This is a genomic window from Mesorhizobium sp. P2_B5 (genome assembly GCF_056404775.1).
This window is the reverse complement of record NZ_JBFUDJ010000002.1, coordinates 1,102,776-1,126,786: the sequence shown is the minus strand read 5'-3', so window position 1 is coordinate 1,126,786 and position 24,011 is coordinate 1,102,776. Positions and strand designations below refer to the sequence as shown.

Annotated in this window: 32 protein-coding genes; 12 read left to right on the top strand and 20 right to left on the bottom strand. The window is 61.0% G+C overall.

What is annotated here, in order from left to right; genetic code table 11:
* The 5 genes from AC1D1N_RS11910 to AC1D1N_RS11890 form a co-directional block, all read right to left on the bottom strand.
* A complete protein-coding gene (locus tag AC1D1N_RS11910) occupies nucleotides 1–1,542 on the bottom strand; it encodes a TadE/TadG family type IV pilus assembly protein (RefSeq protein ID WP_436261039.1) in 1,542 nt (513 codons plus the stop codon).
* Between the two features lie 73 nt (nucleotides 1,543–1,615).
* Nucleotides 1,616–1,897, bottom strand: coding sequence for a hypothetical protein (locus tag AC1D1N_RS11905; protein ID WP_477348692.1), 282 nt, complete (start codon nucleotides 1,895–1,897; stop codon nucleotides 1,616–1,618).
* The gene (locus tag AC1D1N_RS11900; RefSeq protein WP_436261037.1) at nucleotides 1,884–3,329 is read right to left on the bottom strand and encodes a type II and III secretion system protein family protein; all 1,446 of its coding nucleotides are present in this window, start codon (nucleotides 3,327–3,329) and stop codon (nucleotides 1,884–1,886) included. The genes AC1D1N_RS11905 and AC1D1N_RS11900 overlap by 14 nt, the downstream gene beginning before the upstream one ends.
* A gap of 54 nt (nucleotides 3,330–3,383) precedes the next feature.
* Nucleotides 3,384–4,421 (bottom strand): Flp pilus assembly protein CpaB, encoded by a 1,038-nt coding sequence (gene cpaB / locus AC1D1N_RS11895; RefSeq protein ID WP_436261036.1) that lies wholly within the window; start codon nucleotides 4,419–4,421, stop codon nucleotides 3,384–3,386.
* Nucleotides 4,422–4,501: 80 nt separating this feature from the next.
* The gene (locus AC1D1N_RS11890; RefSeq protein ID WP_112561049.1) at nucleotides 4,502–4,720 is read right to left on the bottom strand and encodes a Flp family type IVb pilin; all 219 of its coding nucleotides are present in this window, start codon (nucleotides 4,718–4,720) and stop codon (nucleotides 4,502–4,504) included.
* A gap of 543 nt (nucleotides 4,721–5,263) precedes the next feature.
* Between AC1D1N_RS11890 and AC1D1N_RS11885 the strand changes: the two genes are divergently transcribed.
* The 5 genes from AC1D1N_RS11885 to AC1D1N_RS11865 are packed head-to-tail and all read left to right on the top strand — an operon-like array spanning nucleotide 5,264 to nucleotide 9,731.
* Complete coding sequence (locus AC1D1N_RS11885; protein WP_112561048.1) at nucleotides 5,264–6,649, top strand: TadA family conjugal transfer-associated ATPase; 1,386 nt, start codon at nucleotides 5,264–5,266, stop codon at nucleotides 6,647–6,649.
* Nucleotides 6,649–7,620, top strand: coding sequence for a type II secretion system F family protein (locus AC1D1N_RS11880; RefSeq protein ID WP_436261035.1), 972 nt, complete (start codon nucleotides 6,649–6,651; stop codon nucleotides 7,618–7,620). The genes AC1D1N_RS11885 and AC1D1N_RS11880 overlap by 1 nt, the downstream gene beginning before the upstream one ends.
* A 15-nt stretch (nucleotides 7,621–7,635) precedes the next feature.
* A complete protein-coding gene (locus AC1D1N_RS11875; RefSeq protein WP_436261034.1) occupies nucleotides 7,636–8,586 on the top strand; it encodes a type II secretion system F family protein in 951 nt (316 codons plus the stop codon).
* Between the two features lie 56 nt (nucleotides 8,587–8,642).
* On the top strand, nucleotides 8,643–9,182 hold the full coding sequence (locus tag AC1D1N_RS11870; RefSeq protein WP_477348688.1) for a tetratricopeptide repeat protein: 540 nt from the start codon (nucleotides 8,643–8,645) through the stop codon (nucleotides 9,180–9,182).
* Nucleotides 9,183–9,191: 9 nt separating this feature from the next.
* Nucleotides 9,192–9,731, top strand: a complete 540-nt coding sequence (locus AC1D1N_RS11865) for a prepilin peptidase (protein ID WP_477348686.1) — start codon at nucleotides 9,192–9,194, stop codon at nucleotides 9,729–9,731.
* 79 nt (nucleotides 9,732–9,810) lie between these two features.
* Here AC1D1N_RS11865 and AC1D1N_RS11860 read toward each other — a convergent pair whose 3' ends face one another.
* Both AC1D1N_RS11860 and AC1D1N_RS11855 read right to left on the bottom strand, forming a co-directional pair.
* Nucleotides 9,811–10,530, bottom strand: coding sequence for a response regulator (locus tag AC1D1N_RS11860; protein WP_477348684.1), 720 nt, complete (start codon nucleotides 10,528–10,530; stop codon nucleotides 9,811–9,813).
* A complete protein-coding gene (locus AC1D1N_RS11855) occupies nucleotides 10,517–11,050 on the bottom strand; it encodes a MarR family winged helix-turn-helix transcriptional regulator (protein WP_477348682.1) in 534 nt (177 codons plus the stop codon). Before AC1D1N_RS11855 ends, AC1D1N_RS11860 begins: the two co-directional genes overlap by 14 nt.
* A gap of 251 nt (nucleotides 11,051–11,301) precedes the next feature.
* Here AC1D1N_RS11855 and AC1D1N_RS11850 point away from each other — a divergent pair, with 251 nt between their 5' ends.
* The 3 genes from AC1D1N_RS11850 (at nucleotide 11,302) to AC1D1N_RS11840 (ending at nucleotide 13,438) form a co-directional block, all read left to right on the top strand.
* The gene (locus AC1D1N_RS11850) at nucleotides 11,302–12,195 is read left to right on the top strand and encodes a branched-chain amino acid aminotransferase (RefSeq protein ID WP_477348680.1); all 894 of its coding nucleotides are present in this window, start codon (nucleotides 11,302–11,304) and stop codon (nucleotides 12,193–12,195) included.
* Between the two features lie 145 nt (nucleotides 12,196–12,340).
* Complete coding sequence (locus tag AC1D1N_RS11845) at nucleotides 12,341–12,658, top strand: hypothetical protein (RefSeq protein WP_112561041.1); 318 nt, start codon at nucleotides 12,341–12,343, stop codon at nucleotides 12,656–12,658.
* Nucleotides 12,659–12,799: 141 nt separating this feature from the next.
* Nucleotides 12,800–13,438, top strand: a complete 639-nt coding sequence (locus AC1D1N_RS11840) for an MBL fold metallo-hydrolase (protein WP_477348678.1) — start codon at nucleotides 12,800–12,802, stop codon at nucleotides 13,436–13,438.
* A gap of 149 nt (nucleotides 13,439–13,587) precedes the next feature.
* Here the strand turns inward: AC1D1N_RS11840 and AC1D1N_RS11835 are convergent, their stop codons facing one another.
* The 4 genes from AC1D1N_RS11835 to AC1D1N_RS11820 form a co-directional block, all read right to left on the bottom strand.
* Nucleotides 13,588–13,998, bottom strand: a complete 411-nt coding sequence (locus AC1D1N_RS11835; RefSeq protein WP_436261030.1) for a BA14K family protein — start codon at nucleotides 13,996–13,998, stop codon at nucleotides 13,588–13,590.
* A 193-nt stretch (nucleotides 13,999–14,191) separates the two neighbouring features.
* Nucleotides 14,192–14,404, bottom strand: a complete 213-nt coding sequence (locus AC1D1N_RS11830) for a cold-shock protein (protein WP_112561038.1) — start codon at nucleotides 14,402–14,404, stop codon at nucleotides 14,192–14,194.
* Between the two features lie 125 nt (nucleotides 14,405–14,529).
* The gene (locus tag AC1D1N_RS11825; protein WP_352588554.1) at nucleotides 14,530–14,703 is read right to left on the bottom strand and encodes a hypothetical protein; all 174 of its coding nucleotides are present in this window, start codon (nucleotides 14,701–14,703) and stop codon (nucleotides 14,530–14,532) included.
* Between the two features lie 51 nt (nucleotides 14,704–14,754).
* Entirely contained in the window at nucleotides 14,755–14,967 is a 213-nt protein-coding gene (locus AC1D1N_RS11820; RefSeq protein ID WP_006202520.1) for a cold-shock protein, read from the bottom strand.
* A 486-nt stretch (nucleotides 14,968–15,453) separates the two neighbouring features.
* Between AC1D1N_RS11820 and AC1D1N_RS11815 the strand changes: the two genes are divergently transcribed.
* Nucleotides 15,454–15,855, top strand: coding sequence for a Kazal-type serine protease inhibitor domain-containing protein (locus AC1D1N_RS11815; protein WP_477348676.1), 402 nt, complete (start codon nucleotides 15,454–15,456; stop codon nucleotides 15,853–15,855).
* 138 nt (nucleotides 15,856–15,993) lie between these two features.
* On the opposite strand, the gene AC1D1N_RS11810 is transcribed toward AC1D1N_RS11815, so the two are convergent.
* The 4 genes from AC1D1N_RS11810 to AC1D1N_RS11795 all read right to left on the bottom strand — a co-directional run bounded on the left by AC1D1N_RS11810 (nucleotide 15,994) and on the right by AC1D1N_RS11795 (nucleotide 17,156).
* Nucleotides 15,994–16,212: a hypothetical protein gene (locus AC1D1N_RS11810; protein ID WP_112561175.1), complete on the bottom strand. Its 219-nt coding sequence runs from the start codon at nucleotides 16,210–16,212 to the stop codon at nucleotides 15,994–15,996.
* A 214-nt stretch (nucleotides 16,213–16,426) separates the two neighbouring features.
* Entirely contained in the window at nucleotides 16,427–16,564 is a 138-nt protein-coding gene (locus AC1D1N_RS11805) for a hypothetical protein (protein ID WP_192257804.1), read from the bottom strand.
* A 41-nt stretch (nucleotides 16,565–16,605) separates the two neighbouring features.
* Entirely contained in the window at nucleotides 16,606–16,890 is a 285-nt protein-coding gene (locus AC1D1N_RS11800) for a hypothetical protein (RefSeq protein WP_112561036.1), read from the bottom strand.
* Complete coding sequence (locus tag AC1D1N_RS11795) at nucleotides 16,887–17,156, bottom strand: hypothetical protein (RefSeq protein ID WP_112561035.1); 270 nt, start codon at nucleotides 17,154–17,156, stop codon at nucleotides 16,887–16,889. The genes AC1D1N_RS11800 and AC1D1N_RS11795 overlap by 4 nt, the downstream gene beginning before the upstream one ends.
* A gap of 236 nt (nucleotides 17,157–17,392) precedes the next feature.
* On the opposite strand from AC1D1N_RS11795, the gene AC1D1N_RS11790 reads away from it, so the two are divergent.
* A complete protein-coding gene (locus AC1D1N_RS11790; RefSeq protein WP_477348674.1) occupies nucleotides 17,393–17,668 on the top strand; it encodes a hypothetical protein in 276 nt (91 codons plus the stop codon).
* 249 nt (nucleotides 17,669–17,917) lie between these two features.
* Nucleotides 17,918–19,552: a tetratricopeptide repeat-containing sulfotransferase family protein gene (locus AC1D1N_RS11785; RefSeq protein ID WP_477348672.1), complete on the top strand. Its 1,635-nt coding sequence runs from the start codon at nucleotides 17,918–17,920 to the stop codon at nucleotides 19,550–19,552.
* A gap of 8 nt (nucleotides 19,553–19,560) precedes the next feature.
* Here the strand turns inward: AC1D1N_RS11785 and AC1D1N_RS11780 are convergent, their stop codons facing one another.
* Nucleotides 19,561–19,914, bottom strand: coding sequence for a DUF1428 domain-containing protein (locus tag AC1D1N_RS11780; RefSeq protein ID WP_112561032.1), 354 nt, complete (start codon nucleotides 19,912–19,914; stop codon nucleotides 19,561–19,563).
* A gap of 191 nt (nucleotides 19,915–20,105) precedes the next feature.
* Nucleotides 20,106–20,534 (bottom strand): VOC family protein, encoded by a 429-nt coding sequence (locus AC1D1N_RS11775; RefSeq protein ID WP_112561031.1) that lies wholly within the window; start codon nucleotides 20,532–20,534, stop codon nucleotides 20,106–20,108.
* A 201-nt stretch (nucleotides 20,535–20,735) separates the two neighbouring features.
* Here AC1D1N_RS11775 and AC1D1N_RS11770 point away from each other — a divergent pair, with 201 nt between their 5' ends.
* Nucleotides 20,736–21,350: a glutathione S-transferase gene (locus AC1D1N_RS11770; RefSeq protein WP_436261026.1), complete on the top strand. Its 615-nt coding sequence runs from the start codon at nucleotides 20,736–20,738 to the stop codon at nucleotides 21,348–21,350.
* Between the two features lie 49 nt (nucleotides 21,351–21,399).
* On the opposite strand, the gene AC1D1N_RS11765 is transcribed toward AC1D1N_RS11770, so the two are convergent.
* From AC1D1N_RS11765 to AC1D1N_RS11755, 3 genes are all read right to left on the bottom strand, one after another.
* Nucleotides 21,400–21,573 carry a hypothetical protein gene (locus AC1D1N_RS11765; RefSeq protein ID WP_185970417.1) on the bottom strand — a complete coding sequence of 58 codons (174 nt, stop codon included), beginning with the start codon at nucleotides 21,571–21,573 and terminating at the stop codon, nucleotides 21,400–21,402.
* A gap of 126 nt (nucleotides 21,574–21,699) precedes the next feature.
* The gene (locus AC1D1N_RS11760; RefSeq protein ID WP_112561029.1) at nucleotides 21,700–22,089 is read right to left on the bottom strand and encodes a nuclear transport factor 2 family protein; all 390 of its coding nucleotides are present in this window, start codon (nucleotides 22,087–22,089) and stop codon (nucleotides 21,700–21,702) included.
* A 106-nt stretch (nucleotides 22,090–22,195) separates the two neighbouring features.
* Nucleotides 22,196–23,722, bottom strand: coding sequence for an ABC-F family ATP-binding cassette domain-containing protein (locus tag AC1D1N_RS11755; RefSeq protein ID WP_477348670.1), 1,527 nt, complete (start codon nucleotides 23,720–23,722; stop codon nucleotides 22,196–22,198).
* Between the last annotated feature and the right edge of the window lie 289 nt (nucleotides 23,723–24,011).

Below are 24,011 nucleotides of genomic sequence, written 5' to 3'. Positions count from 1 at the left end.
TCACCGGTAGAGCTGAGGTTCGTCGCGCAGGAAGTTGTCAAGGGTCCCTTGTCCGCCACGGCCGGTGATGTCGACGAGCTCGACCATGACAGATGCATCGTCCGACGGCGAAGATACCGGCTCTGTGAGGAAGAAGCTGCCGAATGCTTCAACGGGCAGGTTGGTGCTGTGGCCAGACAGATCGTTGGTTTCTTCGAGCGCGTTGCAATTCAGGATGGCGCCATAGATCAGGCGTCGATCGACCGTGGTCACTGGTGGCTGGCAAGAGTTCGGGGGCGTGCCCACCTCGCCACCAGTCGAAGCTGTTCCCACCAGCCCAGCCGATATCTCGTACTTGTAGACTTCGTAACGGGTCGGCTTTGTCGTGTCCCACGAGGATGGATGGCTGGCGGAACCAAAGTTGGTGTTCCAATAGCCGGAGAGGTTCCAATTTCCGTCGCCCATCCGTCCGCCCATATAGGGCGTTGTGGCATCTCTGGGCAGGCCCATGTTGCCCGTTCCGTTGAACGTCAACTGGTTATATTGTGGGCATTGGCCTCCGCCTCCGCCTCCGTTGCCATTGCCATTGCCATTGCCATTTCCAGACGAAGCACCTTTTCGGACGTTAACGGCCGGGCCGTATTCCGCGCTATTGAAGTGGCCGTTGGCAGCAATCCCGAACCGAACGTTGAAGGCGTCTTGCACTGGTCCGGCGTTTTGTCCTGTCTTGGTGGTGACCCCTTCCGCGGAGTAGCAACCGATTGGCCGGGATGTGGCAATGGTCTGTGCTAGCGCCTGCGCCCCGTTACCAACCCCTTCCGGGGGCTCTAGGAAGCCAAAGTTGCCAGGACCGGCGGCGGCACCATTGCCGACCTTGCGCAACTCGATGAGTCTCCGATGCAATTCGGGGTTTGTAACCGCCTCTTCGAGGGTGTGTCCATCCGGGTCATCCTCATAAGGATTGCAGATAAAGACGGGAGTAAAATCGCAAACACCGGAGGTAAAGCCAGCCACGGCGACGGCGGCGACATTGAAGCTTTCGCTGGCGCCGGGTGTTACAAAGGCGGCCGGAAAGATCGCGGCAAAGCCGGTAGGTGCCACTGTTACCTGGATAAATCGCGTCTCTTGTTCGCCGACAGCAGGTGTATTGTCGGCCAGATAATTGGCCTGGTTGGCTGTTGTGATCTTGGTGCCGTCGGAGGGGGGGATGGCCTTGAGGAAGCACCAGGAGATGCTTCCGGCACTGTTGCAGCGCTGCGTGCCTCCCGGTTGGCCAGCGGCCATCGGGACCCTGCCTGCGGTCGAGAAATTGCTCTCGTTGTGCACAAGCATCGCCATGGCGCGTTCCGCGCGAACCCAAGAGCCACTCCTCCCGTCCAACTCCGCCGCAGCTGCAAGCGCAAACGCGTCGGCGCCCTTCTGCAGATCATTGTGCAGGTTGTTGACCCTGCTCATGTCAATCGCCAGCAGGGAAAAGCCGATGATCGCCGGCAACATAACGCTGACCAGGATCAGCGCTAGTCCTCTCTGATCGTGCCAGAACGCGCGAACAATCCGCAGCATGGCCCTACCCCTTTTACTACCCCCGACGCCAACCCCTCGTTCGCCTGGCGCGTATAAAACCGCATCCTTCTGTTCAATTCGTGTTGCCGACGTTGACCGTGATGCTCGGCGCCGGCGGAGGCGGCGGTGGAATCTTGTATCTTTGGGCGACCCCGGCGGCACGTGCACCATCGCCTTCTATTCTGGTGTTCTTCGACGCCGGATTGAACGGATCGACCGTCTGCAGCAGTGAATTGTATTTCTGCGTGTCGCCGGCGGCCAGCGTCACCGTGTCGTAGTTGTTGAGATAGTCGGCGGCGCAGCCCGATAGTGCACCGGCGCACAGAATGAGGATCAAGGCGCTATTTCTTGACATAGAGCATCTTGTCCTTCGATTTGAAGTCCAGCATGTGGCCATAGGGGCCAGTCACGCCGTCTCCCGTTTCATATTTTCGGATCATGTCCTTGTTCACCTCAAGCTGACCGAGCACGAAGAATTCCGGATCGTTGGCCGGCCGTGTCTTGTCGAACGGCGTCGCCAGCTGCTCACCGGGCTTCACCGGCCGCACGACGTGCGGCGTGACGATGACCACCAGTTCGGTCTCTTCCTTCTGGTTGCTCGAATTTCGAAACAGCGTCCCGATAACCGGCACCTGGCCGAGCCACGGGACCTGTTCCTGCAGCTTGGTGGTCTTGCTGGACAGCAGCCCGCCGACAGCGAAGCTCTGGCCGTCGCGCAGTTCGACGACGGTATCAAGCTTGCGGTTGGTGAAGATCGGGTCGCCGGCGGTGGTGAAACCGGTGAGGTCACTCACTTCCGGCGCCAGCTTCATATGGATCTTGCCGTCGTCGAGTACGACCGGCGTGAACAGCAGATTGACGCCGAATTGCTTGTACGTGACGGTTACCTCGCCATCGTTGCCGATGACACGGATAGGCACTTCGCCGCCGGCGTTGAAGCTGGCGGGCTCGCCGGAAAGCGTTGTCAGGTTGGGATTTGCAAGCGTGCGCACGACCCCCTTGGCCTCAAGTGCTTCAATGATCAGGTCGACCTTGATGTTGCTGTCAATGACGCGGGTGATCAGAGCCGCGAAGGGATTGCTGGTCGACAGCAGGCCGGTGAGCAGATCGCCCGGGCCGAGCACTATATTGTCCTTGTCGACGGTGCCGATGCCGGTTGCGGCGCGTGTCGTGCCGCTGCCGTTCGTGCTCCTGATCGACACGCCGAGATCGCGACCGGCGTTGCGCTTGGCTTCCAGCACGCGGACCTCGAGATTGACCTGCTGGCTGTCGTCGACGATGACGGAGTTTATGATGGCGTCGGGGCCGTACTGCTGCGCCACCTCAAGGATCGACGCCAGCGTGGCGCCGTCCTTGACATGGCCGCCAAGTCTCACCTTGCCGTTGATCGAGCCTATTTCGATGCGCGCTTTGGGCGCCACCTGCCGGATCGCCTGCGCCATGTCGCTGACGTCGACGCCGACTTCGATCTGGATGACGCCGAGCGAGCGCTTTTCCGGGGAGAAGAGATTGACCGTGGTGGTGCCGGCGCTCTTGCCGATGACATAGAGCGTCCGGTCGGTCATCGGCTGGGCATCGGCGATCTTCTCGTCGCCGACGACGATATCGCCCAGATTGGCGCTCACCTGGAGGGTCACCGATTGCGACATCGGCAGGAAAATCCGATGGACGCTGGGGTTGGACACATCGATGAAACGGTCGGCTGCATCAGCCGCAAGGCGCGATAGCAATAGCGCTGCCAGACACGACAACGCGGCCGCCGCTATCCTTAACCAAGACCCCCGCATCTGCAAACTCCCCACTCGCTGCCGCTGCAGCCGATTTTTATCGGCCGCACCTTATCATGGTTGTCGCGGCACATCGTATGTTTCGAGTTTTATACCTCGAAAGACACCGACTGTCGCGCGCGCCGGTGGTTCAGGCTGCACATATTTGGCCACTTCCTTTACAACTTCCTTTACCTGCGGCGCAGATGCCACAGCCGGGGCCGGCTTGATCTTGCTCAAATCGTCGAGCTTGCTTCCTACCCGGTCGACTGCCTGGGTCAGTCCGGCCAGTTTGTCGTCGGCGCGTTTGCGCTCGGCTGCCGCCTCGGCTTCGGCGGCCGCTTGCTTGGCAAGTTCAGCCTGCCTGGCGGCGACATCGTCCGGCGTGTCGCCGGTCAGGTCCGAAAGCGTGACGCGTTCGGTCGTCTCGCCCTTGCTGGCCGCCGCCTGGCGAAGCGCCAGCGACAATTGGCCAGCGCCGGCCGCCAAGGTAAGCTTCTGCGCATCCTTGGTGCTGACCTCCAGCGTCACCGACTTTACCACTGTCGGGCTGTCCTTGCTTTCATCGGCAACCTGGTCGATGGCGAGCACCTTTATGCTCTGTAGCAGCACGTCAACAAAACTCTTGTCGGCGCCGCCATCGGCGCGCACCGTGCGGGTCAGCAATATATCGACGCGATCTCCGGGGAAGACGAATCCGGCCACGCCGAGCACGTCGTTGACCCTGATGGAGACGGCTTTCATGCCTTCGCCGAGCACCGCCGAAAGCGTGGCGCGCTGGCCGGGACCGGTGATCTTGGTGGCGAGAACGGGCTCGTTGGCGCCGATCGCCTGCAGCGCCTGCTTCGAGTCGCCGGCCAGAAGCTCCTTGCTGGTCTTGAAGGCGCCGGCCGGAACCGCGCCCGCCGGCCATGCAATTTCGCGCAGCTTGTCTGATGTCAGCGTGTCGCCGAATTTCAAAGGCACTGCCGCTACCACCACCGTGTCGCGCTGGACGCCATTCGCCTCGGCGAGCGCGCTACGCTGACTGGCCAACCAGATGTTGACAAGCACCACTGCCAGGACGCCGAACACGCCGGCGAGGACAATCATAATCAAAGTGTTGGCACGCATGAACCCCAAGCCCCAATTCGCCCACCGCGATGAGACTCAGGCCCGAATCGAAGGATCCGGGCCTGAGCATTATTGAATGATCAGGTGCCGACGCCCGTTGCACCGTTGCAGGTGCCGATCGGCGAGTTGTCCAGTGCGGTGCAGAGACCAGTGAAACGACCAGTAACCCAGCCGCCGATCGCAAGAATCGCCATGATCGCCAAAGCAGCGATGATGCCGACCAGGATTGAATATTCGACCATAGCAGCGCCGTTGTTATCGTCGCGGAACTGCCGGGCCACCGTCATGAGCTTCTTCATGTCAATGTCTCCCTTTGGAGGTTTGAACCCGACGAGACAGAGCCAAGGATGTAACCCCATACCCAAGCATCCCCCGTCACCTCAATCCTAGGTCCCACGAAAAAGCGGAGTCAAACGGATTAACAGTTCCTTAACCTTCCAATACCTGAACTTGCGAGCTCAAAAGCGATTTCAATTCTGACAAGAGCTTGATTCGGCTGAATTTTCAACCGTCCTTAACCATTCGTTCACAATTTGGCCGCAGCTAAGGCAAAATGATAGTCGTATTAGCCAGACGGCATATTCCTTTATATCTAAGGGCTTACTGACATTTTTCACCTGCATGCCGTTTGTTGCGGTATGAAAGGTTCCGTGAGGTTGGAAGTGGGGGCTTCGTGTGACGACGGCAAAGCGCGGCGTTGAAAATAAAAACGATATTTTTTGCGTGACATCTTTAACTATGTTGTAAGTATTCGGTGTTCGCCACCACGCTGGCCGCTTGTGCCCCTCGTGGTTAACGCTTAGTTTCTGGTCCTGGGGAATTTCAAGGGGGGCTTGAGCGATATGTTGGGTCGCTTTATCAAGGGACCGAGTGAGGTGGGAACGCCGCAGCCGGCACCCGCCGTAGCAGCGTCGAACGGAGCGGCAATCGTTCCGCCGTCTGATGTCGAACCAAATGGCGACGACTTCCTGACACTCAAGGTCGAACTGCATCGCCATCTCATTGACCGATTCAATCTGACCGCTCTTGAAAGCGCCTCCAAGGATGAAATCCTGAACGAGATCAGGCCGATCGTGCGCGAGTTCGTGCGTGGCCGCAATGTGCCGCTGAATGCACGCGAGCTTGATCAACTGACCAGCGATACCGCCGACGAGATGCTTGGGCTGGGTCCGATCGAACCGCTGCTGAAAGACGATTCCATTGCCGACATCCTGATCAACACCCACAAGCACGTGTTCATCGAGCGGCGCGGCGTGCTCGAGGAAACTTCGATCCGCTTCCGCGACGAGGCGCATCTGCTGCGTGTGGTCAACAAGATCGTTTCAGCCATCGGCAGGCGCGTCGATGAATCGTCGCCGATGGTCGATGCCCGCCTCGCTGACGGCTCTCGCGTCAATATCGCGGTGCGACCCATCTCAGTGGACGGCCCATTGGTGTCGATCCGCAAATTTTCCAGGCATCCTTATTCGCTCGAGCGTCTGATCGCGTTCAATTCGATACGCCCGCCAATGGTCGATATGCTTCGGATCGCCGTGCAGGCGCGCAAATCGATCCTGGTTTCGGGCGGCACCGGCAGCGGCAAGACGACCTTGCTCAACGCGCTATCAAGCTACATTCCATCCACCGAGCGACTGATCACCATTGAGGACGCAGCGGAACTGCAATTGCAGCAGCCGCATGTTGGCCGGCTCGAGACACGTCCGCCCAATGTCGAGGGCAAGGGCGAGGTTCGCCAGCGCGAACTGGTCAAGAACGCACTGCGCATGCGACCCGACCGCATCATCGTCGGCGAGGTTCGCGGCGAAGAAGCCTTCGATATGCTGCAGGCGATGAACACCGGCCACGAAGGCTCGATGACCACGATCCATGCCAATACGCCGCGCGATGCACTGTCGCGCCTGGAGCAGATGGTCGGCATGGCCGGTATGCCTATGACGCATGAGTCCATCCGGGCGCAGATTGCGTCAGCAATCGATATTATCGTGCAGACGCAGCGCCTATCCGACGGTGGCAGACGCGTCATCTCCATATCGGAACTGACCGGCATGGAAGGCAACGTGGTCCAGCTTCAGGAACTTTACCATTTTGTTCGCCGGGAGGTGACGGCGGAGGGCAAGATCATCGGCGATTTTCGCGCCACGGGAGTTCGTCCGCGGTTTGCCCAGGAAGCGGCAACACTTGGTCACCATTTCGGCAAGGATGCCTTCAATCCGCAGGTGCCACTCTAATGCCCACCAGTCAAACGCTGCTCTACTTCATCTATGTGCTCGCAGCAGCGTCAGTGATCCTGGCCGCTGAATCCCTCTATTTGTCGTATGCATCGCGGCGCGTCCGCGCCGGCGTCATAAACCGACGTCTCAAGCGCCTGGCCGAGGACGCACCGGCCGAGAAGGCCCTGCAGAGCCTGTTGCGCGAGCGTGGCTTGACAGATAAGGGCGACTTTATTTTCGGCGCGGTCGGGCTGAACCGGCTCTACACACAATCTGGCATCACCGGCAACCCGCTGGCTTTCGCTGCAATGTTCCTTCTTGCTGGGCTGGTGCTCGCCTTGATGTTGAAACTGCTTCTCGGCTTGTCGGTTGTCGCGGTGCTGATGGTTTTCCTGCTGGTGGGTTTCGTGTTGCCGCTTCTTGTCCTTCGACGTGCCCGCAGCAAGCGAGTCCAGAAATTCGCCAGGCAGTTGCCGGATGCCCTTGACATGATCGTGCGATCACTGCGCGCCGGGCATCCAGCTTCTGTAGCAATAGCGCTGGTGGCGCGTGAAATGCCTGACCCGCTCGGCACGGAATTCGGCATCGTCGCCGACGAAATCACCTTCGGCCTCAGCCTTGAAAACGCCGTTCGCAAACTTTCGCAGCGGGTAGGGTACGAAGGTCTTCACCTGCTTTCGGTATCCCTTTCCATCCAGTCTAAGACGGGTGGCAACCTTACCGAGATCCTTGCCAATCTCTCATCAGTGTTGCGCGAGAGACAGAAGCTCCGGATGAAGATCAGAGCGCTCTCGTCCGAAGGACGAATGTCGGCATGGGTCATCTCTCTATTTCCGGTGGTTATGTTCGTCATCCTCCAGGTCGCTGCCCCGGCTTACTACGGCAACGTCTGGAACAATCCGGTCATCATGCCTGTGTTCTTGATCTTCGGGGCGTGGGCGCTTCTCGGCGATTTCGTCATGTATCGCATGGTTAATTTCGACTTCTAAGGAGCGAGCACAAACGTGTTCTCGACCATTCAGGATCTAGGATTTCTGGTTTCCATAGCCGTCTTCTTGGCGGCGGTGGCGCTCTTCCTGTTCGGCGCTCTGGTCTTTCTGCCTGCGTTCCAGACGCGAAAACTGGTCTCGCAAAGCCTCATGGCCGAGGGGATTGCCGATCGTCGTTCGCTGGTCGGTCAGGAGCAACTCGCCAGGATATCGGCCCAGCGTCCGATCGACGCTTATTTCCGCACGCTTGAGAAGGAACGAGGCGCACCAAACGCGCTCGAAGCGAAGCTCTTTCGCGCCGGCTTCCACCAATCGAGCGCTCCCCTTATCTACACCCTCTTGCGCATCGCTGCGGTCGGCGTCGGCTTCTTTGCCGCCTTCGCGCTGCTACCTGTGGTCCTGCCGCCGCAAATACCCGGCTTGTTCGTATTTGCCGGTGCTGCCTTATGCGGGCTCGCTTGTCTCGTGGTTCCGAGTGTCGCGCTCGATCGTTTCGAGAATGCCCAGAAACAGGTATATCGTCGGGGGTTTCCCGATTTCATGGATATGATGATCACCTGCGCCGATGCCGGCATGAGCCTGGAGGCGGCGGTCGAGCGTGTCAGCGGCGAACTGGCCGGCACCCACAAATGGCTGGGCATCCAGCTTTCGATAATGACGCTGCAATTGCGCGCTGGAAAGCCGTTGCGCGAGGGGCTACGCGATCTTGCGGACCGCATTGGTCTCGACGAGGCGCGGGCTCTGGCGGTTCTGTTTCGGCAATCGGAAGAACTTGGCACCAGCCTCACGGACGCGCTACGCGTCTATAGCGACGAGATGCGCAGCCAGAGAATTCTTCGCGCCGAGGAGCGCGCCAACGCTTTGCCGGTCAAGATGATGATCCCATTGGGGCTGTGCATTTTTCCTGTGGTGCTGATGGTTATTATGCTACCCGTAGTCATCCGGATGAGGGGTATTTTCTTCTAGGTGTGCATATGCTTTGGTCCTAATGTGCCATTTGGGGAATCGTTGAGGAAATCAATATGAGATGGCAAAATGCGGCCGCATCCGGCCTGTTGATCCTTGCGATTGCCGGCTGCCAGACGGACGCTGCCGACGGTGTTGTTCGCACCAACGAACCCTCCAAGGGCGACGTGACGTCCTTTGGCGATGCGTTCGATGGGCTGAAGACGGTCAGCGATGTCGAATACTATGCCTCCGACCTCGCCGTCGCCGAAGCCAAGAACCAGTTCCGCGCCGAAAACTACGGCAATGCCGGTGCGCTGTTCTACAAGGCGACGCAACTGGCACCCAATGACGGTGTTGCTTGGCTGGGCCTCGCCGCCTGCAGCGACCGTATCCATCGCTTCGACCTTGCCGACCGGGCCTATGGCCGGGCGTTCAAGCTGATTGGCCCGACACCCGAATATTACAACAATGTCGGCTATTCCTATCTGCTGCGCGGCAAGCTGCAGGACGCGCGCACCAACTTCCTCAAGGCCTACGAGTTGGCGCCCAAGGATCCGACCGTGGCCAACAATTTGAGGCTGCTGTCCTCCAGCGTGCAGAACGTCGAGCGGTAGGCTACCTGCATGTTGCTAGTCGCGTCGCTGCTGCTGGAGGCGCTTGCCATCCCTCTGCTTGCGCGGGTGGCCTGGGTCGACTTCACCACCCAGAAGATATCCAACAGCAACGTGCTGCTGCTGCTTTGCCTGGGCCTGGGCTCACTGCTGTTGTTGGCTGTTCAGTCCGGCTCCTGGTGGGACATGGGGCTGAGCGCGCTTGCCGGCCTCCTGCTGTTTATCGTGTTCTTCCCCTTCTGGATCTTGCGCAAGGTCGGCGCGGGCGACGTCAAGCTGATGGCGGTCACACCGTTGCTGGTCGGCAGCACTGGCCTTGTCGTGTTTTCTCTGCTGCTGATGGTGTTCGCCGTGGCCACGGCTGTTGTGGTGAAAAACCCGTTTCTGCTGCCAGCGGGTGCGTTTCGCGTCTATGTCCAGCATATGGACAGGAAGGGCGTCGTGCCGTTTGGCGTACCGATTTCGGCAGCTGCGATTGGCGCTATCGCCTTCCAGATTTACGGGAGCTGGGTGGTGGCGAGCAGCTCTGGAATCCTGGACCAGCTGCACTGAACCAGCAATCCGCTGGGTCGTCGCTAGACCTAAAGTCAAAAGCGCAACCGCATGGATTGAAAACGCCTGGCCGGACCAGCTATTCCACGCTGAGCCGATAGCCGATGCCGCGCACCGTCTGCAGCCAGACCGGATTGGACGGATCGCGCTCGATCTTGCGGCGCAGCCGGTTGATCTGGACGTCGATGGTGCGCTCGCCGACTTCGGAATCGTCGCCGACCAGCTCATGGCGCGGTATGGTTTCACCGGCGCGCGCGGCGAAGATCGCCAGGATCTCCTGCTCGCGGTCGGTCAGCTTCAGCGCCTCGGCGCCACGCTTCAGCTCGCGCCTGGCGATCTGGAAGGTGTAGGGGCCGAAGACCAGCTGCTCGACCTTGGGCGTGGTCGCCGGGCCGCCGCGGCGCAGGATGTTGTTGATGCGCAGGATCAGCTCGCGCGGGTCGAAGGGCTTGGGCAGATAATCGTCGGCGCCGGCCTCGAGCCCGGTGATGCGGCTGTCGGTCTCCGACAGCGCGGTGAGCATCAGGATCGGTACGTTCTTCTCCTCCCGCAGCGCCTTGGTGAGGTCGACGCCGGTTTCACCGGGCATCATGACGTCGAGGACAAGGAGGTCGAAGTCGAGCCCGGCGAGCTTGCGCCTGGCCTCGCCGGCATTTCCGGCGACCGTGACGCGAAAGCCGTTCTCGGTCAGATACTGCTTGAGCAAATTGCGGATGCGGGTGTCGTCGTCGACCACAAGCAGATGCGGCGCGTCATCGTCCGGCGCCGCAGGCTGGTCCACCCTCTCAATCGTCTCCATGGCTTTTCCCTGACATGTTTGCAGGCACAATGTCGATCTGCGCCCTTAGTTCCGGATTCACCATCGCTTCCAGGAATCTTTCGATCAAGGGGCGCTCGCTGGCTCCGGAATCTTCCAATGCAGCACGGATGCGGCGTGACTGTGGCCGCGCCAGGGCCAGCGCAAGGGCGCGGCCCTTGGCCGTCGGGTAGAGTTCACGCTGGCGACGGTCGCGCGGGCCCTGCAACTGCACGATATGGTCGGTGTCGATCAGCTGCTTCAGCACCCGCGCCAGGCTCTGCTTGGTGATCTTGAGCACGTCGAGCAGTTCGGCGACCGTCAGCCCCGGCCGGCGGTTGACGAAATGCAGCACCCGGTGATGGGCGCGGCCGAAGCCGTAATCGGCCAGGATCTGGTCGGGGTCGGAGGTGAAATCACGATAGGCAAAGAAGAACAGTTCGATGATGGCGAAGTCGATGCCGTCCTCGTCGGTGATCGCCGTCTTGATCGGTTTTCCGGCAGCTGGGCTTCGATCCGTCATCATTTCTCCGTCCATAGAGGGAAATTATGTCAGTACTATTGACGTAATTTCCCTGCAATGGTAATTTTTGACAAGCTTTTGGGCGGATTGCGAACGAAAAGGCAAGGGAGCGCGGTTTTTCCGGAACTTCCTGAGTTTGCCAGAGTTCGATTATCCGCTTACGCTTCAAGATATCCGGCCGCCCGATGCGGCTGTCGCGGAACAAACAACAACACCAATGATGTGCGGGCCGCCGCCCGCGGGAGGTTTCCATGGCATCCGTTCCCTTCGACCAGCTGGAAGGCTTCATCTGGATGAACGGCGAGTTCGTCAAATGGGCCGACGCCAAGATCCACGTGCTGACCCACGGCCTGCACTATGCCAGCGCCGTCTTCGAGGGCGAGCGCGCCTATGGCGGCGCGATTTTCAAGCTGAACGAGCATACCGAGCGCCTGCATGAATCGGCGCGGCTGCTCGGCTTCAAGATTCCCTATTCGGTGGCCGAGCTCAACGACGCCTCGACCACGCTTCTGAAGAAGCAGGGTTTCCAGGATGCCTATGTCAGGCCGATCGCTTGGCGCGGCAGCGAACAGATGGGCGTGTCGGCGCAGAACAGCCGCATCAACTGCGCCATCGCCATCTGGCAGTGGCCGAGCTATTTCGACCCGGCGCAGAAGCTCAAGGGCATTCGTCTCGATCTGGCGGAATGGCGCCGGCCCGACCCGCGCACGGCGCCGTCGAAGTCGAAGGCCGCCGGCCTCTACATGATCTGCACCATGTCCAAGCATGCCGCCGAGGCCAAGGGCTATGCCGATGCCATGATGCTCGACTGGCGCGGCCAGGTCGCGGAAGCAACCGGCGCCAACATCTTCTTCGTCAAGGACGGCAACATCCATACGCCCAAGCCGGATTGCTTCCTCGACGGCATCACCCGCCGCACTGTCATTGGCCTGGCCAAGGACCGTGGCCTTGAGGTGATCGAACGCGCCATCATGCCTGAGGAACTCGAAGGCTTCGAACAGTGCTTCCTCACCGGAACGGCGGCGGAAGTGACGCCGGTTTCCGAGATCGGTCCCTACCGATTCGAGGTCGGCGAGATCGCCAAGACTTTGATGAACGACTATTCTGCTGCAGTGCAGCCTAAGCATGCCATAGCCGCAGAATAACGAAAATCACAGCTTTTTTCGCAAGCAGGGGCGGTTTTAGGACCGCCCCTTTTATTTCAGCATTTACGCATTTGACTTTCGTCTAATTCGGCGTCTCATGATGGTGTCGGCCCGGGAGGCTGGCAGCTATGGAGGGACTAGGTACATGGATACGAACACGCTCATTGCGATCGTTGTGCAGGTAATAGCGGGTGTTGTCGGTGGTCAGGCAATCGGCGTTGCGCTGAAGAATGCGGCGATGGGCCAGTTGACCAAAATCCTGGGCGGCGCCATTGGCGGCGTCGGCGGCGCGGCGATCCTCGGCAGCCTGCTCGGCGGCGGCACGGTCGACCCGGCAGCGGCTGCAGCGGCAACCGGCGGGTTGGGCAGCGCGTTGAACATCGAAAACCTCGTCGGCGGCGCAGGCGGCGGCGCGATCCTGACCGGCATCATCGGTGCGGTCATGGGCGCGATGAAGAAATAAGCCTCGACATCTCGGGCTTCGTCATATGGGCGGCCGTTGGGCCGCCCATATCTGTTTTGGGGTCTATCAAGATTGTCGCGCAGCTGTGGACGTTGCCGGCCTGTGCCTCTACATCACGCGGGACACAGCGAAAGGACAATCATGGGTCAGCTCAATGCCGGCATCGTGCCGGTGACGCCCTTCCAGCAGAACTGCACCATCCTGTTCGACATGGATGACAAGCATGGCGTCGTCGTCGATCCGGGTGGCGACATCGACAAGGTGCTGGCGGTGCTGAAGGACAATGCGATCTCGGCCGGCGCGATCTGGATCACTCATGGCCATATCGACCATGCCGGCGGCGCCATGGAGCTAAAGGAAGCGCTCGGCGTCGAGATCATCGGCCCGCACGAGGCCGACAAGCCGCTGCTCGACAACCTGGAAAAGCAGGGCCAGCTCTACGGCATTGCAGGGGTGCGCAACTGCGTTCCCGACCGGTTCCTCAGCGAAGGTGAAACCGTGTCGTTCGGCTCGCATGTGTTCGAGGTGCTGCATTGCCCCGGCCATGCGCCGGGCCATGTCGTCTACTATAACCGCGCGGCCAAGTTTGCCCATGTCGGCGATGTGCTCTTTCGCGGCTCGGTGGGACGCACCGACCTGCCGGGCGGCGACCATGCGACGCTGATCGCCTCGATCAAGACCAAGCTTCTGCCGCTCGGCGACGACATCGGCTTCATCTGCGGCCATGGCCCGGGCGGCCGTTTTGGCGAGGAGAGGCGGACCAATCCGTTCCTTACTTAGCGATGTCTTTTACCAACAAAAATGCGCTGACCTCGCGGTCAGCGCTTTTTGTTTGGGGCAGGGAAGCTCTACGGCGCTTCGCGCCCTAGAGTCTTTATCTTGTGCAGGTCGTTATCCCAAAACCGCTACGCACTTTTGGGCGACATGCACTAATTAGCCGTGCAGAAATGCTGCTCACCGTCATTGCCGGTGAACGTGCCGCTGCGGGCGTTGAAGGTCCGGTAGCGGTCCGAGCAGTATTCGTACCAGTCGCGGGTCCACGGCTCGGCATAGCGGTCGGCATAGACAACCCTCGGCTCGGCATAGTAACGGCGCACCGGCCGCACTTCGCGATAGTCGTAGTCGTCGTCATAGCTGCTGTAGCGCGGCTGCGGATTGCTCAGCGCTCCGGCGATCAGGGCGCCGGCCGCAAGGCCGACCACACCGGCTGCAAGCGCGTCACCATTGTGGTGACCATGACTGCGATGGCGCCATTCGTCGGCGTTGGCGGCGGGCAGAGCGGCGAGCGTGGTCGCGGCGAGTGCGGCGCCCAGGATGGCGGTCTTGAAAATGCGATTCATTTTGGTCTCCTTCGTGCCGGCCCGGGTAGTTCTAGGGGATGCGGTCCGGCCTTGGGGACGATTAATAGGAGACCGTGGCTGAACGGGGGCTGAACGGAATTTACACCTCTGATTCAGGCCATACGGCAAAAACCAAGCGCGTGCGGAAGGCGCTCCGCCTCGTCAATCTCCGTCCAGACTGTCTGGAGCCGGCTTAGCCGACCGACAGATTGACAGCCTTCGGACCCTTGCCGCGCTTGTCCGGCTCGGTGTCGAATGTCACTTTCTGCCCATCCTCCAGACCGGGAAGACCCGACGCCTGCACGGCGGAAATATGGACGAAGACATCCTTCTGGCCGTCGTCCGGCGTGATGAAGCCGAAGCCTTTGGCATGATTGAAGAATTTGACGGTGCCGGTCTGCGGCATGGGAAGCTCCCTTTGATCCCATAAAGTCAGTTTCGGGCCGGCAAATGCCCGAAGGGAAATTTGTCCTTTATTTTAGCGCTATCGGCAAGAGAAAGTTTTGGCGAGGCCGGCAACGGTCGAGGGGGTCAAATAGATCGTTGCAGGCAAGGCAATTCGCGCCAGACGATCGCGCCGGCGATCAGCCATTCGATGAACGGATCGAGCGTCCTTTGCCCATCACCGGCGGACACGAAAAAGGCGCGACGGGAAACGTCGCGCCTTCGAAACTCTGGGACGGCTGACAAAGCCGGCTCAAGCACGCTTTCAGTGCTTCCTTCGCGCGCCCTGACGGGCGCGCGGGCACCGCCGGTTCAGGCCGCGCGGAGATTGACCGCCTTCGGGCCCTTGCCCATGCGGTCGGGTTCAACGTCGAAGGTGACCTTCTGGCCGTCGACGAGCGTACGCAGGCCCGAAGCCTCGATCGCGGAAATGTGGACGAACACATCCTTGGCGCCGCCGTCGGGCGTGATAAAGCCGAAGCCTTTGGTCGCGTTGAAGAATTTAACGGTGCCGGTCTGGGCCATTGGGGAAACTCCTTCACCCGTGTCAGTCTTGTGGTTTGCCCGCCGCCTGGCATCGTGGGCAAGTCCCGGTGGTTGCTTCGGCAGTCCTGCATTTGCGCATGGTAAAACCCCCCGCCGAAAACGGGGCCGTCAGAGATTCACAGTATCGGGGAAAGGTCGTCCAAAACGTTCCGCTCTCCGGGTCGCAAATGCCCGAACACAAAATTTATCGCACGGAAACGTGATAGTTGCAAGATAGCGCCGCGGGCCGCGACCATCGACGCATCCCAACGCAGGCGCTTCGATAGACCCGGCCCCGTTGGCGGTCATCAGCCAGAGCCCGGCCACGCATGGTCCAGCTGATATAGTCCAAGGTTAAAACGATGCGGGGAGGGGTATCGCATGGCTCCGCCGCGCCGCAAACAGGGGTTGCATTTGGCAAGGGAATGACGAGGATCGACAGGCGCGTTTTGCGCCGGGACGGGGGTTCTCGAGGGAGGCATATTCATGAGATTTCTTGCGACGATCTTCTCGCGCCAGGGTTTTACCATTCTCTTCCTGTCGGGTCTTCTTGCGGCCTGCACCGTCGTCGTCGACGACGGGCCGGGACCCCGTCCGCGGCCGCCACGGCCGGAACCGGAATTCTGCACCAGGGAATATGAGCCGGTCTGCGCGCGGCGCGGCGGTGACCGCCAGACCTTCGCCAATGCCTGCCTGGCAGAGCGCTCGGGCTACCGCATCGTGCGAGACGGCCCTTGCCGTGACGGCGGTGGTGGCGAGGAGCCGACATTCTGCACACGCGAATATGCGCCCGTCTGCGCCCGCCGTCATGGCGAACTGCGCACCTTCCCAAATGCCTGCGAGGCCCGTGCCGCCGACTATCGCGTCGTCGACAACGGCCCCTGCTGAGAGGGCAAAGGATGGGGCGAGACCCATAACTCGCCCCGTGCGGTGGATCGCCGCGCCAGCGCCGAGGCCGGGAAGGGTGGCTGGACGGAATGAGACGAGCGCTTGGGGTTGGCGTGCGGATCAAATCGGAATGGCTGCCTACACCGGATACGCCCCGTCGGCCGGGCCGGCGTAAAGCTCGCTGCCGTTCTCGTCGCAGATGCGCAGGCGATCGGGGATCTGCGGCATGGCCAGCGTATGGAACAGCGCGGTTGCGCCCTGCAAGGCGGCGCGCAGGTTGGGCGCTTCCAGCGACACCTTGTCGAGCGTGGCTTCGTCGGCGTCGCGCGAACGGTAGAACTCGATGAAGAAGTTCAAGCACGTCTCCGTGGCAGAGCGTTGCGCGAGCTTGTTGCCGTCACCTTGCACCTAGAGCGTTTCACCGTTTCCCGGAAACGGCGAACCGCTCTATCTCTCTGTTTTTCGCAATTCCCTAGGGAAAGCGCTACGCGCTTTTCCCGGGAAAACCGCTCACACTTTTCCTGGAATTGCTCTAAGGCGACGGAGGGGCGCACGAAGCGCCCCTTGCCGGTCAGTTTTTGGACTTCGGCTTCAGGCCGCTCTCGGCCTGCTTGACCGACGAGCCGAAGGGGGCGGCCGGCTTGGCCACGACCTTATCCTTCTTCGGCTTGCGCGTTTCGCGGTTGCTTCGCTGTTGACCCTTGGACATGGACTGCTCCTGGTGCGTGTTGGCTTGGCTTTGCCCGCGTTTCAGGCGGCCGGGTTGTTGGAAACAACCGGGTTGTTGGCAGCAACCGGATCGTCGGCCACTTCGAGATTGTCTTCCGTGGTGACCCGCTCATAGGTCTCCTGCTCGCTGCGGATGCGGTATTGCGGCGAGCCGTCCTTGACCGGCAACCTGCTCTTGATCTCAAACAATTCCACGGGCTTCTGGAGCATCCCGATGCGGCTCTTCATGCGTACCGTCTGGCCGACGGCGAAGCGGTGCGAGGGCGTGTCGGTGCGCGGACGCGCATTCTGCTGGAAGCGGATCATGCTGCGTTCTCCTGGTCGCGCCTCAGCGCTGTTTCGAGTTCGAGGTAGTCTATGGCGACAAGCTGGCTGGTGGTCGGGTTCTTCACCGCCCTTGCCGGCAAATGGATGAAGGTGGCGACGCGACGCCAGGCAAGCCGCGACATGCCCTCGATCAGCTCTTCATCGTGATCGATGTCATAATCGCCGGCCGGCAGTTGCCCTTCCAGTCCGCCGAGCACGAAGGGTGCCGCGAAATGGGCGATGGAATGGGTGGTGCGCTCCGACATTGGCTTGGCTCTGGTTCCGCCTGGACGCGCTGCACGCCACTGTGCCGGCAATTCAGATATCGGCGATTTGGAATGAGTTTGGCGGGTCGAGAACTTCTGACGCCGCGATATGCCAAGCTTGGCCCAAAAACGATCTTCCAACTCATAGCCCTAAACAGCGGCTTGTTCAAGATAATTTCTGGCTCGATTCGACCAATCTAAAAATTTAACGCATATAAATCTTGGATAAAACTGCTATGACGTCATTATATCAACAAATCCCTTATCGATGGCGCACCGGAATAATTGTCCTGTCGCCTGATTTTATTTTTGCTGAAAAGGCGAAATCTATGAGAATCATGAAAACACCGGACGGCCCAGTCGCAACCATCGCGCCAATCGTCGCGTTCCCGAAAGCCCTCTCTGTGCGCCTGACGATAAGGAGCGACGAAGCGGCACGGCGCAAGGTCGCCGACACCGACGGAACGCTGCGGCGGAAGCGCCAGCTTGCCGAAAGCAACCGGCTGATTTGACCGGACGAGCTTTGTCACGAGGTGCATCGTTGCGCGCTCGCTGGACACCCCCGCAGCACTCTGATTTTACGCACGGTTGCTGCCCTGATCGAAGACGATACCCGGCTTCGATCTGCCCTTGAATCTGTCTCTTCCATGCCTTAGGTCCGGCTAGCGGACAAACACGGCAGGTTTCCCATCAACAGAGATCAGAGAAGAGCGGCAGGCGCAGGTTCGGGCGGACAGCCACCGCTGGGCCTCGACCAATATGTGCAGCAGGCGCTGCAGCTGCACCAGGCCGGGCGCCGGCAGGAGGCCGAGACGCTCTACCGGCAGGTGCTGGCGCGCAAGGCCAATCACGCGGCGGCGGCGCATTTCCTGGGCCTGCTGCTGCACCAGACCGGGCGCAGCGCCGAAGGGCTGGAGCTGATCGAGCAGTCGGTGCGTCTGCAGCCGAAGAATCCCGATTTCCTCAACAATCTCGGCACGGTGATGCGCGATCTCGGTCGCGTTGCAGCGGCGGCTGATTTCTTTCGCGGTGCGGTCGATCTCAAGCCCGACCAGCTTGCGGCACGCGATAATCTGGGTTCGGCGTTGAAACAGCTCGGCCAGTTCGAGGGTGCGGAGGACATTTATCGTGGCACGGTCGGGCGCAATCCCTTCCATGTCCGTGCCCGCATCGGGCTTGCCGAAACGCTGCAGGAGGCCGGGCGTCTGGACGAGGCACTGGCGACCTTCCGCGAGGCGTTGACCATCCGGCCGAAGGATGCCGACCTGTTGCATGGACTCGGCGTCGGGCTGATGGAAAAAGGCAAACTCGATGAAGCCGCCGACCTGTTCCGGCAGGCGCTGGCGATCACGCCCGGCATGGCCAAAGCCTGGCTTATGCTGACGCAGGTCAAGCGCCAGAAGGAGCGCGACACCGAACTCGTGGGGATGGAGGCACAGCATGCCAAGGCGCCGGCCGACAGCCTGGCGCGCATGCAGCTCTCCTTCGGTCTCGGCAAGGCCAATGACGATTTGAAGGATTACAGCAGGGCCTTCGACTATTTCGCCGAAGGCAATGCTATTCGCCGCAAGGGCATCGACTACGATTCCGTCAGGACACGCGACGAATTCGAGGCGATGAAGACGGTGTTCGACACGGGCCTTTTCGAAAAGCACAAGCCGAGCTCGATTTCCAATGACACGCCGATCTTCGTCGTCGGCATGCCGCGTTCGGGCACCACGCTGGTCGAACAGATCATCGCCAGCCATCCTGAGGTCTACGGTGCGGGCGAGCTCAGCATTTTGAAGACCGCGGTCGGCAAGCAGTTCCCGACAAATATGCCCGGCGGCTTCCCCTGGGGACTGGTTGATGTATCCGACGCGGAGTTTGCCGAGGCAGGCCAAGCCTATCTCGACATGCTGCATGCCCGCTATCCCAACTTCAGGCATGTCACCGACAAGATGCCCGGCAACTTCCTGCTCATCGGCTTTATCCATATGATGCTGCCGAAGGCGAAAATCATCCATTGCGCGCGCGATGCGGCGGCGACGTGCCTTTCGATCTACAAGGTGCATTTCCGCGGCGACAGTCACCGCTACGGCTATGATCTCGGCGAACTCGCCGACTTCCACAATCTCTACACCGACATCATGGCGCATTGGCGCAGCGTGCTGCCCGGCGTTGTCCATGATGTGCGCTACGAGGATTTCGTCGCCGACCAGGAGGGACAGACGCGGGCGCTGATCGCGCATCTCGGCCTGCCCTGGGACGACAAGGTGCTGTCGTTCCACGAGACCGATCGTCCGGTGCGCACGGCCTCGGCCGCGCAGGTGCGCCAGCCGATGTATCAGGGCTCGGTCGATCTGTGGAAGCGCTATGGAGACAGGCTGAAGCCTCTCCTCGACAAGCTGGCCTGAGGCAGCGGCTACAGCTCCACGAACGGTTGGAAGCCGCCGTAGATCATGCGCTTCATATCGAAGGGCATAGGTCCCCAATCGGGCGTGAAACGCGGATCGGCCATCACCTTGGGCATCACCGTGTCGCGGCTTTCCCTGGATTCATAAACCACCCAGGCAAAGACGACGATCTCATCGTCCTTGGCCTGAACGGCACGCGGAAACGAAGTGACCTCGCCATTGGGCACGTCGTCGCCGATACATTCGACATAGGCGAGCGCGCCGTGCTCCATCCATATCGGGCCCGCGAGGTTGGCCAGTCTCTTGTAGTCATCGAGATTTGCCTTGGGCACGGCGAGCACGAAACCATCGACGTAGGACATGGGGTTCTCCTTGGTTGGTGGCGTTCTTCCTTCTCCCCTTGTGGGAGAAGGTGGATCGGCGCGCAGCGCCGAGACGGTTGAGGGGTGTTCCAGCTTGGCGCCAAGTTACCCCTCACCCGGATTGCCAGCCGAATTGCGAAGAGCAATTCGGGGCAATCCGACCTCTCCCACAGGGGGAGAGGTAAGAAGCGTCAGCCTTTCTTCGCCGGTGCGTTCATCGCCCATTCGACACCGAAGGGGTCGCGCATGTTGCCCCACTGGTCGCCCCAGAACATCAGCTGGAGCGGCACGGCGACTTCGCAGCCGGCATCGACGGCTCGTTTCCACCAGGCGTCGATGTCGTCGGCGCCGAGATGGAGCTGCATGGTGTAGCCCTGCGGCTTGACGGCGGGCATGCCGTTTTCGGGGTAGAAATCGGAGATCATCAGCGTCGAGCCGTTGATGTGGAGATGGATGTGCATGGTGCGGCCCTGGTCGTCGGGCGGATAGAAGAACACCTGCTCGGCGCCGAAGGCCTTCTTGTAGAATTCGGCTGCCTTGAAGGCGCCGTCCAGTTGCAGATAGGGGGTCAATCCACCGAGAACTTTCGCGGCCGGCTGAACGGGGGTCTGGTCGGTCATATCTTGCTCCTCTTTGCGTTTGGTCTGGGCGTGTGATCTGGCCTTGCGGACCATAGGACGAACGAGGCGGCGACAATCCTACATGGCCGCTGCGATTTTTTGGCGTGAAAGAAACTTGCGCCGGCGGCGCCCAATCAGAGCGCAATCCTCGCGGCCCGCGGGCTAGAAAAGGGACCGCTTCTTCAACCCGTTGAGACGACAATGATCCTCTACTACCAGACCCATTCGCCCTTCGCGCGCAAGGCGCTCGTCTTCGCCCATGAGGTCGGCCTTGCCGATCGGCTCGAGATCATTCACCACGAGACCAGCCCGACCTTGCGCAACGCCCGTGTCTACGCCGAAAATCCGCTCGGCAAGGTGCCGGTGCTGCTGCGGCCGGATGCGTCGCCGCTCTTCGATTCCGATGTCATCTGCGCCTATCTCGACACGCTGCATGACGGCCGCAAATTGCTGCCGCAGGATGGCGAGGCGCGTTGGCAGGCGTTGCGGCTGCAGGCGGTCGCCCAAGGCTTGGCGCAGACGGGGATAGGCTTGCGCTGGGAGACGGAAAGGAGGCCCGAACAATTGCGCTACGCTACGCTCGCCCAGGGATACCGGGACAAGATCGAGGCGAGCTACGACTGGATCGACAGCACGCTGGATGATGAGGCGCCGCACCATGTCGGCCACATAGCGCTTGCCACCACGTTGTCCTGGATAGCGTTCCGCCAGCTGCCGTCGTTTCGCGCGCGCGTGCGGCTGACGCGCTGGTTCGAGGCGTTCGAAAAGCGCGCATCGATGCAGGCGACGCCGCTGTCAGGCGACACACATGACTGAGCAATGGTCGCCCCGCGGCGGCCTGCATCGATACTTCCCAACCGCATGGTCAGGGCGCCCTGCAGATCCGCGGGCCGTTTTGCGCGTCGATGACGATTTCAGGCCAGCCGATATCCTTGCGCAGTTCGATCGGCAGGGCGAGCAGCTCGCGCTCGCTGCGATGGCGGGCGCGGTTCTGTGCGTAACGGGTGGCGACGCGGCCTATGGATGACAGAATGGACATGATGCTTTCTCCTCAGATGAAGCCGGCATCATCGTGTCGGCATCCCAAGGACGCGTCACACGGCGACAATCCGACAGAGCGCGGAGAAATTTATTGGCCGCAAGGCCAGATTCAATCGAAGACGGCTCAGATGACCGCTGCGGCCAGAGCGGTGTCGTAATACTCCACCATCCCGATAATCTTGCCGTCGCGCAGCGTCCAGAAATCGGCGGTGCGCATGACAAACTCCTCGCCGGTGGTTCGGCGCGTCATATGGATCTCGACCTGCGCCGCAACCTTGTCGCCCTCTTCGATGATCTCGACCGGGATGAAGCTCCGGTATTCGAAATCGTCGTCCAGCGCCAAAAGCCGAGCAAGGAACTCCTGCTTGCCCTTGGCCACTCCAGCGTAGCGCGACTGCGCCGGGTCGGCGATCCAGCGGAAGACGATATCATTGGCGCAGTCGACCAGCGCGCCCTCGATGTCACGTTTTGCATAGGCATCATACAGGTTCCTGACGACGTCCGCGCCACGCATGATCGGTTTCCTCCCTCGGTTTGCGAGACCTCAGAATGCGCCTTTTCCGACTTTTGCGAAAGCCTGACGAGCAGTCCTGATGGAGGGCCGGCCCGTCGGCCAAACCTCAACCACCTGGTTCGGTCACCGAGCGGAAGAATTCCTCGGGGTCTTCGACTTCGGTCAGCCACCGCTTGTCGATCAGCCAGAAGCGGTTGCCGATGGCGCGGATGAAGGAGCGGTCGTGCGAGGCGAGGACGCAGCTTGCCTGGTGCTTGAGCAACTCCTCCTCCAGCGCTTCCTGGCCGTCGATGTCGAGATGGTTGGTCGGCTCGTCAAGCAGGTAGAAATTGGGATTGGCGAGCCTGAGCGCCAGCATCATCAGCCGCGCCTTCTGGCCTCCTGACAGCATGCCGATCTTCTTCTCCTGCATCTCGATGACCACGCCGGCGCCGGCGAGCAGCGAGCGGGCGCGCTGCTCGCCGACATCGTAGCGGCGCGAGACCATGGCCAGCGGCGTGTCGTCGCCGCTGATGCCGGCCAGCGCCTGGTCGCTGTAGCCGAGCACCGTCGAAGGCGTCACCTTCACACCAGGCACCGTGTCCGGCTCGGTGATGGCATTGCGGATCAGATTGACGAAACGCGACTTACCGACGCCATTGCGGCCGAGCAGCACGATGCGGTCGCCCTGGCAGATGTGGCGCTTGCCGGTCTTGAACAGCAGCGTACCGTCGGGTGTTTCCACGGCTGCGTCGTCAAGCGTGATCAGCACCTTGGCATGGGTGCCGCGGTTCGCCAGCCGGATCGCGCCGGCCGAGCGCTCGCGATGCGCTGATACCGCGGCGTCTTCCAGCTTCTCCGCCCGTTCCCTGAGCTGCTTGGTTTTCACCGTCAAAAGGTCGCTGCCGGAATTGATGCCGATGTTGTTGAGCTTGGCGGCCTGTTTTCGCAGTTGCTGCGCGACCTTCATGTCTCGCTCGAACCGGCGCGCCGTCGAAGCGTCCAGTTCGTCCAGCGCCTGCCTCGCCCGCGAATAGGGCAGCGCAAACACCGGCGATTCCTCAGGGCGCAGGAACAGCGTGCGGTTAGTGGTGGCGTCGAGAAAGGCGCGGTCATGGCTGGCGATCACCACCGGCACCTCGCGCGGCAGCGCGTTCAGCCAGCTCTCCAGCTGGCTGATCTTGGCGAGGTCGAGATGGTTGGTCGGCTCGTCGAGTAGCAGCACATCCGGGTCGGTGACCCAGACGCGGGCGATCAGCGCCAGCCTTTGCCAGCCGCCGCTCAGTGCCTGCATGGGGCGCTCGCGCATCGGCTCCGGCACGTCGAGCGAATCCAGCACCACGTCGACCCGCCACAGCTCGCTGTCGGCCTGCTCCGGCGGCAACGCGTCGGCCACCACCTGGTGGAAGGTGCGGCTGAGAAGGGCAGGAGGAACCGACTGCTCAACATGGCCGACGCGCAGGCCGCGCGTGCGGGTGATGTCGCCGGAACTCGGCTCCATCCCGCCGGTCAGGCATTTGAGCAAGGTCGACTTGCCGCGGCCGTTGGCGGCGACGATGCCGAGCCGGTCGCCGGTGCCGATGGTGAGATCGAGATTGGAAAACAGCGGCGCACTCATGGTGACGCCGAGGGATTTGAGGCTGATCAGGGCCATTGTGATTTCTCTGGTCTTGCCGGAGACAACTCCGGATGCACTTTGACGGTGCGCATTCCGGCCATCAGGCTCAGCTTTGCACCACGAAGGGCAGACCAAAAAATCGAAGCGGGAAAAAACCCGTGATGTCCCTGGTCAGCCCTGCAAGCGAACTCGCAGGGCGGAAATCGGGCCACGCTGACGATGGTGATCGATAAACACGCAGCCCTCCTTTCAAGACAGACGTTGAGTGTGCGGGAGCGATTACACCAAAGGCGGTGGTGGAGGCAAGTGGGTGGGGGATTGCGGA